Source organism: Streptomyces sp. NPDC050610, assembly GCF_040654875.1.
Taxonomy (GTDB): domain Bacteria; phylum Actinomycetota; class Actinomycetes; order Streptomycetales; family Streptomycetaceae; genus Streptomyces.
The window spans coordinates 37594-51692 of record NZ_JBFAIV010000046.1; the positions used below are offsets into that span (position 1 = coordinate 37594).

The 14099-nt window shown below is 70.5% G+C and carries 17 protein-coding genes; 4 read left to right on the top strand and 13 right to left on the bottom strand.

The annotated features are described in order from the left end of the window. Positions 1 to 14: 14 nt before the first annotated feature. Positions 15 to 428 (bottom strand): hypothetical protein, encoded by a 414-nt coding sequence (locus tag AB0I22_RS35675; RefSeq protein ID WP_363135167.1) that lies wholly within the window; start codon positions 426 to 428, stop codon positions 15 to 17. A 363-nt stretch (positions 429 to 791) separates the two neighbouring features. Here AB0I22_RS35675 and AB0I22_RS35680 point away from each other — a divergent pair, with 363 nt between their 5' ends. Then, positions 792 to 1997, top strand: coding sequence for a hypothetical protein (locus AB0I22_RS35680; RefSeq protein ID WP_363135168.1), 1206 nt, complete (start codon positions 792 to 794; stop codon positions 1995 to 1997). Between the two features lie 331 nt (positions 1998 to 2328). On the opposite strand, the gene AB0I22_RS35685 is transcribed toward AB0I22_RS35680, so the two are convergent. Next, a complete protein-coding gene (locus AB0I22_RS35685; RefSeq protein ID WP_363135169.1) occupies positions 2329 to 2508 on the bottom strand; it encodes a hypothetical protein in 180 nt (59 codons plus the stop codon). A gap of 55 nt (positions 2509 to 2563) precedes the next feature. On the opposite strand from AB0I22_RS35685, the gene AB0I22_RS35690 reads away from it, so the two are divergent. Continuing rightward, positions 2564 to 2800: a hypothetical protein gene (locus AB0I22_RS35690; RefSeq protein ID WP_363135170.1), complete on the top strand. Its 237-nt coding sequence runs from the start codon at positions 2564 to 2566 to the stop codon at positions 2798 to 2800. Positions 2801 to 2880: 80 nt separating this feature from the next. Here the strand turns inward: AB0I22_RS35690 and AB0I22_RS35695 are convergent, their stop codons facing one another. After that, on the bottom strand, positions 2881 to 3573 hold the full coding sequence (locus AB0I22_RS35695) for a TetR/AcrR family transcriptional regulator C-terminal domain-containing protein (protein WP_363135171.1): 693 nt from the start codon (positions 3571 to 3573) through the stop codon (positions 2881 to 2883). A gap of 53 nt (positions 3574 to 3626) precedes the next feature. On the opposite strand from AB0I22_RS35695, the gene AB0I22_RS35700 reads away from it, so the two are divergent. After that, positions 3627 to 4754, top strand: coding sequence for an NAD(P)/FAD-dependent oxidoreductase (locus AB0I22_RS35700; RefSeq protein WP_363135172.1), 1128 nt, complete (start codon positions 3627 to 3629; stop codon positions 4752 to 4754). Between the two features lie 422 nt (positions 4755 to 5176). On the opposite strand, the gene AB0I22_RS35705 is transcribed toward AB0I22_RS35700, so the two are convergent. Further along, positions 5177 to 5464 carry a hypothetical protein gene (locus AB0I22_RS35705; protein ID WP_363135173.1) on the bottom strand — a complete coding sequence of 96 codons (288 nt, stop codon included), beginning with the start codon at positions 5462 to 5464 and terminating at the stop codon, positions 5177 to 5179. A gap of 100 nt (positions 5465 to 5564) precedes the next feature. After that, positions 5565 to 5930 carry a hypothetical protein gene (locus AB0I22_RS35710; protein ID WP_363135174.1) on the bottom strand — a complete coding sequence of 122 codons (366 nt, stop codon included), beginning with the start codon at positions 5928 to 5930 and terminating at the stop codon, positions 5565 to 5567. A gap of 225 nt (positions 5931 to 6155) precedes the next feature. On the opposite strand from AB0I22_RS35710, the gene AB0I22_RS35715 reads away from it, so the two are divergent. Continuing rightward, positions 6156 to 6437 carry a hypothetical protein gene (locus AB0I22_RS35715; RefSeq protein ID WP_363135175.1) on the top strand — a complete coding sequence of 94 codons (282 nt, stop codon included), beginning with the start codon at positions 6156 to 6158 and terminating at the stop codon, positions 6435 to 6437. Between the two features lie 40 nt (positions 6438 to 6477). Here AB0I22_RS35715 and AB0I22_RS35720 read toward each other — a convergent pair whose 3' ends face one another. From AB0I22_RS35720 to AB0I22_RS35755, 8 genes are all read right to left on the bottom strand, one after another. Beyond that, positions 6478 to 8370 carry an ATP-binding cassette domain-containing protein gene (locus AB0I22_RS35720; protein ID WP_363135176.1) on the bottom strand — a complete coding sequence of 631 codons (1893 nt, stop codon included), beginning with the start codon at positions 8368 to 8370 and terminating at the stop codon, positions 6478 to 6480. Between the two features lie 183 nt (positions 8371 to 8553). Then, entirely contained in the window at positions 8554 to 8970 is a 417-nt protein-coding gene (locus AB0I22_RS35725; RefSeq protein WP_363135177.1) for a lasso peptide biosynthesis B2 protein, read from the bottom strand. Then, positions 8967 to 9263 (bottom strand): hypothetical protein, encoded by a 297-nt coding sequence (locus tag AB0I22_RS35730; RefSeq protein ID WP_363135178.1) that lies wholly within the window; start codon positions 9261 to 9263, stop codon positions 8967 to 8969. The genes AB0I22_RS35725 and AB0I22_RS35730 overlap by 4 nt, the downstream gene beginning before the upstream one ends. Then, complete coding sequence (locus tag AB0I22_RS35735) at positions 9257 to 11005, bottom strand: asparagine synthase-related protein (protein WP_363135179.1); 1749 nt, start codon at positions 11003 to 11005, stop codon at positions 9257 to 9259. Before AB0I22_RS35735 ends, AB0I22_RS35730 begins: the two co-directional genes overlap by 7 nt. Positions 11006 to 11102: 97 nt before the next feature. Then, on the bottom strand, positions 11103 to 11273 hold the full coding sequence (locus AB0I22_RS35740) for a hypothetical protein (protein ID WP_363135180.1): 171 nt from the start codon (positions 11271 to 11273) through the stop codon (positions 11103 to 11105). 137 nt (positions 11274 to 11410) lie between these two features. Then, entirely contained in the window at positions 11411 to 12601 is a 1191-nt protein-coding gene (locus tag AB0I22_RS35745) for a M20/M25/M40 family metallo-hydrolase (RefSeq protein WP_363135181.1), read from the bottom strand. A gap of 16 nt (positions 12602 to 12617) precedes the next feature. Then, a complete protein-coding gene (locus AB0I22_RS35750) occupies positions 12618 to 13397 on the bottom strand; it encodes a helix-turn-helix transcriptional regulator (protein WP_363135182.1) in 780 nt (259 codons plus the stop codon). Between the two features lie 201 nt (positions 13398 to 13598). Continuing rightward, the gene (locus tag AB0I22_RS35755; RefSeq protein ID WP_363135184.1) at positions 13599 to 13778 is read right to left on the bottom strand and encodes a DUF3592 domain-containing protein; all 180 of its coding nucleotides are present in this window, start codon (positions 13776 to 13778) and stop codon (positions 13599 to 13601) included. Positions 13779 to 14099 lie beyond the last annotated feature (321 nt).

Here is a 14099-nt window from a genome sequence, read left to right on the forward strand (position 1 = left end):
CGGGAACGAGCGGGTCATCCGTATTCCGCCTGTTCCTTGGCGATCTGGCTGGCGGCGGCGAGGGCGTGCACAGTCGGCGCCCACTTCGCCAGCAGGTCCATGAGGTCGGGCAACTCCTCGCAGAAGACCGTCAGGACGAGGTCGCTCCGCAGTTCGACGGCGAAGCGCGGCCGGGGGCCGGTGGACCGTTCGTAGACACATAGCTCCAAGGGGATGGGGAAGTTGTACGCCTTCGGGGGAGCCGCGACCTCGTACCACGACCTGAAGCCGGCCTCCTGCAGCATCTGCGCCCAGTCGCCATCGGCAGTGGGGGTGTCGGGCACAGGGTCGTGGTCGAGGCGCGTCCACTGGCCGGCGGAGTACAACCAGTAGTCCGGGGACCATGACGATTCGAGAGGTAAGGCCGCAGGTGAGATCTCGTCTGTCATGCCGGGACCGTAGCGGCTGGAAACTTCTCCCGCACCAGCCGCAGCACAGGCGGACTTCGCGACCCATCGGCCGCCGTCCGCAACACGGCCGCCGTGCCGGATGACGGACGGGCGCGATCCGAACGGCACCGCATCGCCCACGCCGGGACCGTGCTCCTCGGCGCGCTTGCCCCGTACGTACGGGCCGCCCCGGCAGCGCCCCGCCCGCCGGTTCGACCGGTGCTGATCGGCCCGCATGTGGATGGATCAAGCCAAGTTCAAGAAGTCGCATACGTACGCGTACCGCCCGGCCAGACTACGCAGTGCAGTTATCCGACTACACGCTTCGGGTGGGGGCTTTTCTTGCCGCGCAGGGACGACATCGTGACGATCGTGATCGACACGAAGAACGAGATGAAGAGAACGGTCGACGGTCTGGGCACCAGGGTCAACGACCTGGAGCGGGACCTTCGGGCCGCGTTCACCGCCGAGTTCGCAGGGCTGCGCGAGGTCGACCTCGCCGACGTGAAGTCGTCGCAGCACGAGACGCGGACCAGCGCCCACAATGCGGGCAAGCGGGCCAGTGACGCCGTTGCCGCGGTGAACGACCTGCGCCGGGACATGGACCGGCTGCACCACGGGCTCGAGGCTTTGCGTGAGGACGTCGGCAAGATCCTGGAGGCGGTGCGGGCCGCGGCGCCGGTGCGGGTGCGGGTGCCGACGACCGTGGCTTCGGCGCAAGACCCGTATACGGCCCAGGTGGGGACCGACACCGGGCACGAGCCGGATCCTGTCGTCCTTCCCGGGCCGCAGCAGGCACCGGACCAGGAGCCGGCGCCCCAGGTGGAACCGGCCGCCCCGAAGCTCTTGGCGGGCGACTCGCCCGAAGATGACGAGCCGGGAGCCTCCGCAGGCATCGATGCCGCCGCGGCCGACGAGGGCGAAGCCGGCCAGTCACCACCTGAAGCCGGGCGGTCCGAGCCGGGATCCGATGGCTGCGAAGCAGGGGACCACGATGTTGCCCGCGCGGTGCTGGAGGCCGGCGAGCAGGGCCCCGGTGAGGCGATGAAGGAACCGTATCCGCTCACCTGGAAGGGCAGGATCTGGGCGATCATGAGGGCCGGGAAAGTCGCGTCGGCCACCCTCGTCTGCCATCGGGACACCTGGGAGTTCGTGGCAGCACAGGTAGGCAGCCACCCGCACTTCCGGACGCCGTCCCTCGAAGAACGCGAGAACGGCCTGGTGGCCGCAGTCCTCTCCGGCCGGTCGCTGGTCGCCATGCTCCTGGCCCTCTACCGCACGGCGAACAACTCCCTGCGCAGGCCGGACCGCGAAGGCGCCGAGGAACTGATCGCCTACGCCGACTGGGCCATGGCCTCCGATGTCTACAACGCGACCGCCTGGGTCCTCAGCAGGGCCCCTCCACCAAGAAGGGGATCCCGTCGTGGTGACGATCGACAACCGGCTTCCCACCCCGGCATGACGGTACCGACCAGGACACCCCCACCTGGCCCGGGCAGACCAGCGCCGCGTGCCCGAGCCGTGGCGCACCCGACGGCGCACTTGTCGCCGAGGGCGCGGCCGAGCTGATCAGACCCCGGCGGTGTACGTGGCGTGCACGGCGTCGGTGAGAGCGGCCCGGCGCCGGTCGTCGTCCTTGATGATCCGGCCGATCTGGACGTCGGTGACGCTCAGGGCCCGGGCGGCGCGGGTGTTGCCGCCCCGCTCAGTGCCGGCCAGGTCGCGTACCAGCGCGGCGTACGTCCGCTGCCACAGGGCGTCTTGACGGGCGACCCGGCGGCGGCGGTGCTTGATGTCCGCAGCGGCCGCGGCGGGGCCGGTCAGGGCAGGCGCCGCCGCGGGTCGACGGCGAGTATGCCGCCCGGCCCAACCAGGACTGACGCGTATCTGGAGCTCCGCCTCACGAGGATTTCTCCTGGGTGGCGTCGCGGACGTTGTCGATGTCGTACCCGGTCTCCAGCACAGCGTGCGTGAGCGCGAGCAGCGCCAGTGTCTGCGCCTTCGCTCCCTGGTCGAGGAGCCCCTCCAGCGTCTGCTCGGCGAGTTCCTTCGCCTTGTTCAGGTGCTTCTCCTTGGGCATGTCTCCCCTTAGATCAGTTGGTAGACGCTGATCATGCACGGCTGCGGTCCCGGCAGTGTCAGGGGGTACGAATCCCGGCGGCTCGTCCTCCTGGCCGTGGAAGATTCTGCTCTTCCCCTTCCTCTCCGCACGCGGTACGCGACCGTGCCCTGGGGCGCGGCGTGCACTCGCTGATTCCCGGCCCGGATGCCGCGCCATCCAGCCCGAGGCGTACGACCCGAAACTCGACGTCGACTTCACCCAACTCCGCGACCAGGACCCGGCCGCCTCCGGCTTCGGCACAGCCGCCTGACCGTCACCTCTGTGAAGAACCCTGCCATGCCCGTTGAGCAGTACGGCTCGGCCTCGCTCACATTCGGCAGGAGCTGAGCGTCACGCCGGCGGCCGGGCGAGTTTGGCGGCCACGGCGTCGAGGACCCAGTCCAGGCCGATCGTGAAGGATGCCTCGGCGTCCACGTCCGTGCCGTCGTACACGGCCTTGGTCAGCGCCGGGAAGCGGCCCGTGGCCAGCACTCTCGTCAGGTGCGGGCCGCGGGCACGCTGCCAGTCGTGCTTGGACAGGCCCGTGGCGCGCTCGGCCCGCAGATTCGCGATCTCGCGCCTGATCGCGCCCGTGAAGTAGGCGCTGACCGTCTCCACGACGCGCATGACGGTGTCGATGTCGGCGAGGCCGTCGAGGGCGGACAGGGTGGACTCGGCCACGGCGAGGCCGTTCGGGCCCAGGGCTGGGCGGCCGCCGAGGAGGTCGGCCAGCCATTCGTGACGGAGGGCGGCCTGCCTGGTGCGGTGGGCGAGGACGCGCAGCGCCTCCCGCCAGTCGCCGGGCTGCTCCTCGGGGAGGATCTCGGCCTGGACCTCGTCCACCATGAGGTCGAACAGCTCCTCCTTGGTGGAGATGTATCCGTACAGCCGCATCGGGCCGGCCTCCAGCCGGGCGGCGACCTTGCGCAACGACACCGCCGCAAGGCCGCCCTCGTCGGCCAGCTCAATGGCGGCGGCGACGATCCGCTCCCGGTCGAGCGGCACGGGGCGAGCCGGCGGCTCCGGCCGGTCCCACACAGTCATGGTCACTCCGAACTGTTGCGATGCATCGTAATGAGGAAATACAGTGTATCGATATGAGACATCGTATCGCCGTGATCGGCAGCGGCCCCGCCGGCCTTACCTTCGCCCGCGTCCTGCACCGTCATGGTCACCCCGTCACCGTCCTTGAACGCGATCCCGCCCGCGGCGCCCGCCCCCCGGGCGGCACGCTGGACCTGCACGAAGGGCTGGGCCAGCTCGCGCTGGACAAGGCGGGGCTGCTGGCGGAGTTCCAGGCGCTGTCTCGTCCCGAGGGGCAGGCCATGCGCATCCTGGACGCGGACGGGACCGTCCTGCGCGACTGGCGACCCCGTCCGGACGACCGGGCCAACCCCGAGATCGACCGCAGGCAACTCCGTGACCTGCTGCTCGGGCCTCTGGACGTTCAGTGGGGGCGGGGCGTGACGGAGGTGGCGCCGGAGAGCCGGGATGGCGTGCTGGTCCATTTCGCGGACGGGCGACAGGAGACGTTCGACCTCGTGATCGGCGCGGACGGCGCCTGGTCCCGGGTCCGCCCGGCGGTCTCGTCCGTGACGCCGCGATACACCGGCGTCACCTTGGTCGAGGGCTCCCTGGACGACGTCGACATCCGCCACCCTGACCTCGCCCGGTTGATCGGCGACGGATCCGTGGCCGTGTACGGCGTGAACCGAGCTCTCGTCGCCCAGCGCAACAGCGGCGGTCACGTCAAGGTATACGTCCAGTTCCGCACGCCGCTGGACTGGCACACACACCTGGACCTGGCCGACGTCGAGGCCGCGCGATCGAGTCTGCTGGCTCTGTTCGACGGCTGGGCCGCTCCCGTCCTCGACCTCCTCCGCCACGGCCCAGCTTTCGTCCCGCGCCCCCTCTACGTCCTGCCCGAGTCCCACGCCTGGGCCCACGTCTCCGGGGTGACGCTTCTGGGCGACGCCGCCCACCTGATGCCCCCGTTGGGAGCGGGCGCGAACCTCGCGATGCTGGAAGGCGCCGAACTCGCCGAGTCCATCGCCGCCGCCCCCGGCCCTGGAGACCTGGACGAGGCCGTCCGCGCCTTCGAGGAGCAGATGTGGGCACGGGCCGGCAGATGGGCGAACATCACGATGGCTGGTCTGGAACGCCTCGTGAGCCCGGACCCTGCTGAAGCCCTCGCCCTCTTCGACCAAGTCCAGCGACAGCATTGAGCGGGCCATCGTCGGCCTTGACTTCACCCAGCTGGACTGACGCGTCGCCCACCGTCGCGAAGTTTCGGTGAAGTCGCCCCACGGCGTATCGGTAGTCACGTCACGGAAAGTTGGCTAAGAGAGCCGCCCGCGTCATCGCAGCGCCGGCTCACGCCACTTCACCGGCGCCTGCCGAATGTGCGACAGATGGGGCGGTTCACCCTGCACGCTCGGCATGGGCCCAGCGCAACGCTACGACCTCGGTCACCGCGGCCTGACGGTGCCGCTGGCCGCCGCCTCCCGTCGGTTGTGGTCGCTTTTGACCGGCGCAGAGCCGTGGCCGTACGGATCGGCCGCACGGCGTTGCATGCCGGCGTCGAATCTGGTCCGCATGGTGTTGCGGGTCTGGTCGGGGGGTGGGGCGTACGGGATGCGGTTGCGGCTCAGGCTTCCTCCGGGCCCGGCGTACCGGCGTCGCTCGGTTTGTGGGCGCCGATGTCCTCGCCGCGGACCAGGCGCTCGAAGAGCGCCTCGTCCTCCTCCTCGGCGCCGGTCCCGGCCAGGGCCCAGCGGACCAGGACGAGAGGGAGTTCGGTGGCCGGGGCATGCGCGATCTCGCGGTCGAACTCGTCCCTCCGCTCGGGGGGGGGAAGCGCGGCACGGACGCCCGCGATGGTGCCGGGGAGCTCCACGAGTTCCCCGCCGATGACGGTCTTGAGGGTGGCATCCATCTGGGCCTCCTTCTTCTTCCTGCGCGTACGGTACGCGGCCCCCGCCACGGTGGTGCCAAGGCTCGGGTCCGCCCCGGAAAGCGGAACTCTGAAGAGGACATCAGGCGGGACGGTGGGGGGTGCCGAATTCCTCGTCGGTAAGCATTCCGAGCAGCGGTTCCGGACCGGCCGGGCTTGTGTAAGGGTCTTCGCGCAAGGGGCCGGCGTCGCTGTCGGGCGTGGCCCAGACGCCGGTCCAGCGTGGATGGCGGTCGGTGATGGGGCTGCCGCAGTCCGCGCAGAACAGGGCCGGTACGTCGTGCTGGCGCAGGAGGCGGGCCAGTTCGGCCGGCTGGAGCCCGGGGACGCGGTCGACGAACCAGCCGGACATGGTCGTGGAGCTGTTCCACGTCGCGGTATCGACGGTCTCCTCCCAGGTGGTGTCCGGGCCGACCGGGTGGAGAAGCCGCCATCCGAACAGCGGCATGCCCGGCCCGTGCGGTTCCGGTTCTTCGCGGAAAGGCTGCACAACCGCGGCGGTGTAGTCGGGGCGCACCTCGCGGATATTCGCTTCCAGGGCCGGCCGGAGCGGCCAGTACTGCAACAGTCTTTGTCGTGACTGGTGGCCAGGTCAGTCGTTGGTGTGGTCATGGGCGGCACCCGTTTATAGGGGGGTGTTGAAATTGGCTCTGATGCGCCGTAGCCTGGCGGTATGACTGAGACACCCGACGTGCTCGGTGACCTCCGCGACCGCATAGCCGGGCATATCAACGCCGCTTTCGATTGCCTGAGCGGCATCACAGATCCCGTGGAGCGGGAGCGAGCTGCACGTGTACTGGGCGACGATCTGATGCCCGACGCGATTAAGCGCGTCAAGGAGGTGCGGGGAGCATCGGTTCGTGAGCTTCGCGACCGTGGGCTGAAGCTGAGGGAAGTCGCCGAACTCCTCGGTATCACGGCCGCCCGAGTCGATCAGCTCGCTAAGGGCAAGTAAAGGGGAAGTAGCCAAGTGAAGGGCCTGGATCTGACTGGGGTTACGTCTGATCTTCCTGGAGTTTGAGCATCTCAAAGAAGATCGAGGCGGCTCCCTGGTTGACGAGTTCGTCGAAGGGGCCCGTCTCGGCGATGCGCCCTCGGTCGAGGACGATGATGCGGTCGGCGAGGCGGGTATTGGCCAGCCGATGTGTGACGAACACGGTCGCCCGTCCCTCGGCGAGTGCCCTGAGCCGGGTGTAAATCCGGTGCTCGGCACGGGCATCGAGCGCGGCGGTCGGCTCGTCCATCACGAGGACGGGAGCATCGCGATGGAACGCGCGAGCGACCGCGACGCGCTGCCACTGTCCGCCCGAGAGATCGTGTCCTCCCCACCAGGATCGGGCCAGCGAGGTGTCCAGCCCGTGGGGCAGCGCGGCGATGACGCTGTCGGCGCCGGCCGCCTCGGCGGCGGCGTGCACGGCGGCGTCGCCGTCGGGGCGGGGCTGACCGAGGGTGATGTTCTCGCGGACGGCCAGAGGCCAGCGGGTGTAGTCCTGCGGCACGAGCGCCACCTTGGAGAGCACCCCGGCCGGGTCGGCGTCCGTCAGTTCCACCCCGTCCCACCGCACTGAACCGCTGGTGGGCAGGAAGAGGCCGGTCAGGATGCGGGCGAGGGTGCTCTTGCCAGCGCCGTTCTCGCCGACCAGGGCGATGACCTCACCGCGCTTGAGGTCCAGGTTGATGCCGTCGAGCGCGGGGGTATCGGCGCCAGGGTAGGTGAAGCAGACACCCCGGGCGGTGATCACCTGTGGCCCGTCCTCGGCGACCGGGGTCGAGCCACGGCGGGTCGTCCACGGCTTGGCCACGGCGAGGAACCGGGCCCAGTCGTCCAGGGACAGCGAGGTGCGGAACAGCCGGGCCCCGGCCCGCACCGTCGTCGCAAGAGCCGCCATAGAGGTCCATACCGCCAAGGCTGCAGTCCCCGCGACCGCAAGCTCCATCCGGCCACTCGCCACCAGGAACACGAGCACGCCCCAGGTCGCAGCGGTGCCAACCGCGGTGAGTGCGTCACCGATCCCCTGCGCGACCAAGGCCTGCCGGGTGGCCTTGAGTTGTTCGGTCTCCAGGCGGCCGGAGACGATGCGGTACTGCCGAATAAGAAAGGCGGCCATGGTGCCCGCGCGGACCTCGTCGGCGGTGTTGCGCTCGGTGGTGTAGGAGCGGAAGACGTTGCGGAGCCGGGAGTCGGCGAGGTTGTGGTGGTGGGCGGCGTGCTCGATCCGAGCGCCGCGTAGGGCGCCCCACGCGCAGGGGACGACGGAGAGGACCAGCAAGGGGAGCATCACCGGGTGCAGCACGGTGACGACCGTTGCTGCGGCGGCCATCTGCGCCGCCGCGGACGTGAGGAGTTGAGCGTCGAGGATGAGGTCGCCGGTCTTCTCCGCTCCGTCGGAGGCGGCGGCGTGGGCGTCCTCGAAGTCCGGGTCCTCGTACGCCACCAGCTCGGCGGCGGTCGCCGCGGTGATGACCGCAAGGTCCGCTTCGCGTACGGTCTTCGGCGCGAGCCGGGCGGCGGCTGCGCGGGCCGCGGCGTCCAGCAGGTAGCGGCCGGACGCGGCGAGGGTAAGGATCACCATGGCGGTCAGGTTGCCCCGGAGCCCGTCGGCGATGTCGCCTCCGGTGAAGACGGCGGCCAGCACGCGGGTGGTGGCCGCGAGCGCGGTCGCGGTGAGGGCGGCGGCGCCGATCTGGCAGGTCAGCAGGGCCAGGACGGCACGGCGGTCGGTGCGCCAGCCGAGCCGGGCAGCCTCGGCGAGGGTGTGGGGCAGTCGGCGCGCTATCGCGGCGGTGGACAGGTTGACGCTCGCCTCGAAGTGCCGGTCGGAGGCCAGGCGCATGACCGGCGGCTGGCCCGCGGCGGCGACGGGCGGCGAGGATGCGGAAGAACTCACGAGCCCCATCAGGGAGCTGAACGGGGCGGCCGGGCAACGGGATTGTTCCGGCAGACCCGCATCGCCGCTGGTCGACCAAGCCCTACCGTCAGCCACCCCGCGCTAATTTCATCCGATCGAGTGAAGCCGTGATCCGGGGTGGGGAGACTTGGGCCAGCCCCGGACCACGGCAGCCCAAGCCCTCTACGGCACGGTGAGGACCGGCATCCAGGGCCGGTCGACGGCGTCGCCGATGTCCCGGCCGACCGCGCCCTCGGGGACCTCCGTCCAGGCGTGTGCGGCGTGGGGCATGAAGCGGGCGCCGTGTACCCAGCGGGCCTGGCAGCCGGTCAGCGCGGTCGCGATAACGGTGGCGAGACTGATCTCGGCGCACGCGATCCGGTTCGGCCACCACGAGGGAATCACCGCCTGCACCGCGGTGTATAGGGCTTCGAGCCGGGCCAGGCGCGCGTACGGCCGGCTGCGCAGCCGTCGCACGGCGGCAAGCTTCCAGCGCAGCGGTACCGGACTCACGGCCAGGGAGAGGGGGAGCGCGACGGAGGCCACCAGCCGGTCGCGCCGTGGAACGGCGGACCGGACGGTGGGGACCATGACCGTCATCGCCGCCACCACCTTCGCCGTACGGGCCGAGGCCGGTCGGTGTCGACGAGCACGCCGGCGGCAACGAGTTCCTCGACGAACGCGGCGATCTGGCCGCCAACCTGCTGGGAGTCCTGGCCGTTGGGGATGGCGATCTCGTCGGCGAGCCCGGCGGTGCCGCCGCGGACCGTGATGGCGTGCCAGATCCGAGAGGCATCCTGATCGAGCATCAGCCATGTCTCCCGCCGAACGTCGATCACCGCCGTGCCGTCCGGGCCCGTGTTGTGGTGAACGTGGCGGGCGGGGATCAGCACGCCGCCACCTCCCTCCTAGTCGTCTGGCCGGTGAGCCACCAGCACGTCACGATCAGCTGGTGCAGGTCGGCGATCACCGTGGCGCTCTGCCCCCGGGCCGCCTGAGCCAGCGAGGTACGGACGGCCGCTGGGTCGATCAGCCCACCGGCCGCGAGCGGACTGGAAGCGGTCAGCTCGTCGAGCCGGCCTTGGTGCCGGGCGAGTCCGGCGATGCGCTGGGCGGTGAACGACCCCTTCGACCGGCGGGAGGTCAGCCAGTCCGGGAGCTCGGGCAGTGAGGCCCGCAGCAGCGGCTTGTAGGCCACCAGCCCGCGCCGGGCGAGGGCCGGCACGGCGAAGGCGGCGCGGACGACCTGGTTGTCCAGGTACGGATACACCGGCCGGATGCCGAGGGTACGCCCGTACGGGGCCCAGCCGCGGGCTGAGGCGCCCACCGACCGAAGGGCGGCCCACTGGTCGAACTCGTCCGCGTCTTCCGGCTGCTGGTCGCGAGCGGCCTGCCGCAGCAGAGCGGCGACCTGGTGGCGGCCGTAGCCGGTCAGCCAGGACGCCCCAGCCCCCAGACGGCACCACGACCAGCCGGCCACAGCGGCCTCCGGGGGGATGGGCCCGCTTTCCAGGGCCTGTGCCGTGCGTTCCAGGGAGCCGGCCCGGCCGAGGACGGCGGCCTCTTTCAGGGCCTTCCAGTACGGGCCCGGGGCGGTGTTGCGGAGCCGGGCGAACGCGACGACCTGGCGATGGGCCTCGCGGCGTCGGCCGTCCTGGAGAAGCCGCACCCAGCACGCTGAAGAGGAGTCGAGCACGATGTCCCCGCCGTGTCCGGTCAGGTGCAGCGGCAGCCCGCGCACCGGGTGCAGATACGAGGCGTCCATGGCGAACACCGCTGCCTCCAGCACCGGCTCCACCCCCGTCGGCTGCCCAGCCGGGAAGGAGAACGGCAACTGCTCGTCGGCGCCGATGTGGACCGTGTGCGCGATCCCGGTGTGCTCGGCCACGCGGGAGGCGAACGCCATGTCCTCGCCGCTGGTGTACCCGTCCGTGTACGTCACCGCGTGCACGGTCCCGGCGTCGGCGGCCAGTACGACGGCCGTCGAGGAGTCCAGCCCGCCGGACAAGTCCGCCCCCGCCACCCCACCGGCGGCACGGACCCGGTGCTGGACAGCCTCAGTAAGCACCTGACCGAACCGGTCGGCACCCTCGCGGAGCTCGTCCACCGGCTCGACGCCGGAGACGTCGACGAGCTGCGGCGGCGCCCCCGGTGCGAGCAGCAGACCGAACCCGCCAGGCACCAGCCGGATCTCCTCGTACGGGCTGCGGTGCGGCCAGTGATGCTCACCCACCGTGAGCCGCGCCGCCAGCCACGGCAGATCCGGCACGAGCGGACGCCCCAGGAGACGGGCCGTAGTCGCCCACGCCGTCCCTTCGTCGCCTCGCAAGGTGTAGTAGACGGCCCGCATCCCGGCCAGGTCTCCGCACACGAACCGCTGCCGCCCGTCACTCGCGACCACCCAGTACGAGCCCGGCCACCGGGTCAGTTCGCCCCACTGCCCCGCCCGAACGGCTGCGAACGCGGCGTGCAGTTCCTGCTTGGTGACCGGGCAGTCGCCCACTACCGCGAGGGCGACCGGTCCTTCGGCGACCGCCTGTACCCGCGTGCCCGGAGCCCGGCGCACGTCGCCGAGCCCGTCGATCGTCACTCCGTCCCCGGCGGCACTGCCGCCGGTCATCCACTCTCGTTCCATGCGTTCGCCTCCCCTTTCGATCAGACCTGTGACGTGCCCGGGGGCCGGCCGTCGTACGGCCGGCCCCCGGGGTGCTCGGTCAGGTCCTGCGGGCCTTTCAGCCCTCGAAGTAGTTCGACTTGTCCGAGTCGTTGAACGTCTGGCGGCCCAGGGTGAGGGTCGCCACCGGGTGGGTGCTGATCTGCGGCGCGAAGCCGCCGGTGCTCGGCGCCGCGGCGGGCTTGTTCTCGACGGCGGGCTTGGTGGTGACGATGGTCTGCTCGGCCATGACCGGCCTCCCTTGTCATCGGTGGATGTGAGGTGGTGCTGCCTCTATGTCACCGCGACCGAAGATCTGTTCCCAGAGACGGAGATGGGGACTTGCTGGGAGCGGATCTGGGAGAAAACTGGGGCGGGCCTGGGACATCAGCCCCCAAGGAGATCGAGCACGGCCCGCTGGTAGACGGCGTACACCGTGGGGAGTTCGGCGAGGTGGGCGCGTTCGTCGATGCCGTGCAGCCCCTCGTACGGCACCCCGAAGCCGGCCGTGGCCCGGATTCCCTCCCCGGCAAGCAGGTTGCCGATGTTCGACGGCCCCGCGGTCTTCGCCCGCACCCTCAGCCCTGCCTCGGCGGCGGCGTTCAGCAGGGCGGCGGCGGGCTGCTCGCCCTCGGTCAGGCGGAACGGCGGCCACGTGGCGATGGGGGTGACCTCGGTCGGCTTCGGGGCGGGCAGCTCCGCATCCATCTCGGCGACGGCCTTGCGGACGAGCGTCTCGGCGTCGTGGGCGTCGAAGGTCGGGGTGGTGCGGATGTCGACGTTGAGGTCGCATCGGTCGGGGGTGACCGAGAAGCCCTGGCCGCCGCGGAAGGAGGTCACCGACAGCTTCGGCGGCAGTGGAAACGCCGAGGTCCCGTCGGCGCCGGGCAGGTCGGCGGCGTCCAGCAGCCGTACAAGGTGGGCGGCGCGGGAGATGGCACCGACCACGCTCTTGCTGGACCCGGAGTGCCCGGAGGGGGCGTGCACGGCAAGGGAGGCCCTCCACAGACCACGGCCGCCGACCACGACCTCGTCCAGACCCGGGTAGCCAATCATCACCCCGGCCGGGCGGGCCGCAGTGGGGTCGGCGAGGTAGGCGCGGGCGCCGCCGAAGCCGCCGGTGTGCTCGTCGACGTCCAACAGCACGGCGAGCCCGCCATGCAGGTCAGCGGCGCGGGGCAGCAGGTCGGCGGCGATGTGGCAGAACATCGCCGCGGCAAGCTTGGAGTCGGACGAGCCACGGCCGAGCAGCCATCCGTCCACAATGTCGCCGGAGGCCGGCGGGAAGGACCAGGCACTCTCGTCGCCGTACGGGGCGGTGTCCACGCACGCATCCAGCGTCCACCAGGGCCCCGGGTGCCCGCCGGGGATCTCCACGAGCAGCCCCGCCAGGGCGCCCCCGTCGTCGTGGAGGCGGCGGTGCGGCAGATCACGGGCGGCGAGCCAGTCCTCCAGCACGGTAAGGACGGGCCCGTAGTCGTCGATCCCGGCCCGGCTCGGGCGCCGGACCAGCTCCTGGGCCAGCTCGATCACAGACGCCGTACGGGCCTCGGCCGCCTGCTGAAGGTTCTCGCTCACGGTTCTCCCCACCACGTCAGTTGTGCCGTACCGGCAGCGCACGGACGGCCTCGATCGTCTCCACCGGCCGTGCAGACGCGCACGCCTCCCGCCCATGGTGGACCAGACCCACTGCCGCCTCGCGACCGAGTAAGACGCCGCAGTCGAATCCCTCGGCCCCGTGGAAGGACGGCAGCGGCACCACCGCGGCGGTCTCCGAGGCGACGAAGAAGCGTTCCAGCGCCTCGGTGGGCTCCACCATCCCGATGTGCAGCGTCTTGACGCCGTTGCGGCGCGCGGACGGATCACGTAGCTCCAGCAGCCGCAGAAGGTGGTCGGCCAGCACGCGGTGCCGCGGCGGCCCGTACAGCACCCGGTAGTGGACCAGGTCCGGATGCTGGGCCACGGCCGTCTCGATCGCCGCCAGGTACGCCTTTTCCCGGCTGCGGGAGCCGGTGACGACCAGGTGCTCGCGCGCTCCGGCGGCGACGTCGACCATCGCCTCGACCAGGTCGGTCCAGCGGGTGAGCACGTCGACCACCACTGCGGTGCCGGAGGACTCCAGCACGCTGGTGGCCGCCCCGTCCTGGTGGGCGAACAGCACCTCCGGGCGTTCGCGGTAGAACTGGCACAGTCCGGCTCGGTTCCGCTTGCCGGTCCGGCGCCGGCCGGACTCCCACGCGCTCAACAGGCTCGCGTCCGAGGCGCCTCCGGTGATCGCATTCAGGGCGTCGGCTGCCTCCTCCAGCGTCATGTTCCGTGCCACCCTGGCCCGCTTGAGCGCCGAGTCCGTACTGCCGACCGCGGCCACGGACACCGCCCCCTCCCCCATCCGCCGGTGTGTCCGCAGTCTTCCCCTCGCAGCGGCCATTCAGTGTCGGGCATCAGGCTGCGGCTGTCAGAATGGCGGCCATTGACTTGTAGCTGTGCCGTACACCTGCGTCCAGTCGTCGTTCTGCTCCACGCACAGCGCGGCCCTGCGACGGTCGCCTTCGTGTTGCGTCCAGGCAGGGAGCGATCACTCGGACGCCGCCGCGATTGCGAACATCAAGGTCATGGCGCCAAAACTCATGGCGCAAAGCAGAATCAAAGCCGCCTGGCGGCCCTCGTCGCTCACCAACACCGCTTTTTTCGGATTTCCGGGATCATACCGCACCCTGACCGGCTCTCCCGGTTCGTGAAGAGGGCTCGGGGCGATACGAACTTTGCACCTCTATTCGCTTTCCGTCTTCCAGAGCGAAACTGCATACGCTGGCGACGTCCCCGTCCCGCCATTTATTGTATTCGCACACCGCGTCGACCTCTACTCCGTTTCGGAGAGTAGATCTCTCCCTCACGAACGACCTCACGAACAGAGCAGTGAAGATAGCGAATATGACAGTAGCCCCTGTCAAAATCCACCAAGCCTTTCATTGCATGCCACACCCCTGACGGGTGATCAGCCTGAATCTACCAAGGGATTCGCGAAACCCCAGCCACGTCACAAAACGGACCAGGAAGGGCGTACTGAACGATGGCC

Bases quoted from the DNA above. Each gene is read 5' to 3' on its own strand.
- AB0I22_RS35675 (WP_363135167.1), bottom strand. From the start codon at position 428: ATGACAGACGAGATCTCACCTGCGGCCTTACCTCTCGAATCGTCATGG.
- AB0I22_RS35685 (WP_363135169.1), bottom strand. From the start codon at position 2,508: ATGCCCAAGGAGAAGCACCTGAACAAGGCGAAGGAACTCGCCGAGCAG.
- AB0I22_RS35695 (WP_363135171.1), bottom strand. From the start codon at position 3,573: ATGACTGTGTGGGACCGGCCGGAGCCGCCGGCTCGCCCCGTGCCGCTC.
- AB0I22_RS35700 (WP_363135172.1), top strand. From the start codon at position 3,627: ATGAGACATCGTATCGCCGTGATCGGCAGCGGCCCCGCCGGCCTTACC.
- AB0I22_RS35705 (WP_363135173.1), bottom strand. From the start codon at position 5,464: ATGGATGCCACCCTCAAGACCGTCATCGGCGGGGAACTCGTGGAGCTC.
- AB0I22_RS35710 (WP_363135174.1), bottom strand. From the start codon at position 5,930: ATGCCGCTGTTCGGATGGCGGCTTCTCCACCCGGTCGGCCCGGACACC.
- AB0I22_RS35715 (WP_363135175.1), top strand. From the start codon at position 6,156: ATGACTGAGACACCCGACGTGCTCGGTGACCTCCGCGACCGCATAGCC.
- AB0I22_RS35725 (WP_363135177.1), bottom strand. From the start codon at position 8,970: ATGACGGTCATGGTCCCCACCGTCCGGTCCGCCGTTCCACGGCGCGAC.
- AB0I22_RS35735 (WP_363135179.1), bottom strand. From the start codon at position 11,005: ATGGAACGAGAGTGGATGACCGGCGGCAGTGCCGCCGGGGACGGAGTG.
- AB0I22_RS35740 (WP_363135180.1), bottom strand. From the start codon at position 11,273: ATGGCCGAGCAGACCATCGTCACCACCAAGCCCGCCGTCGAGAACAAG.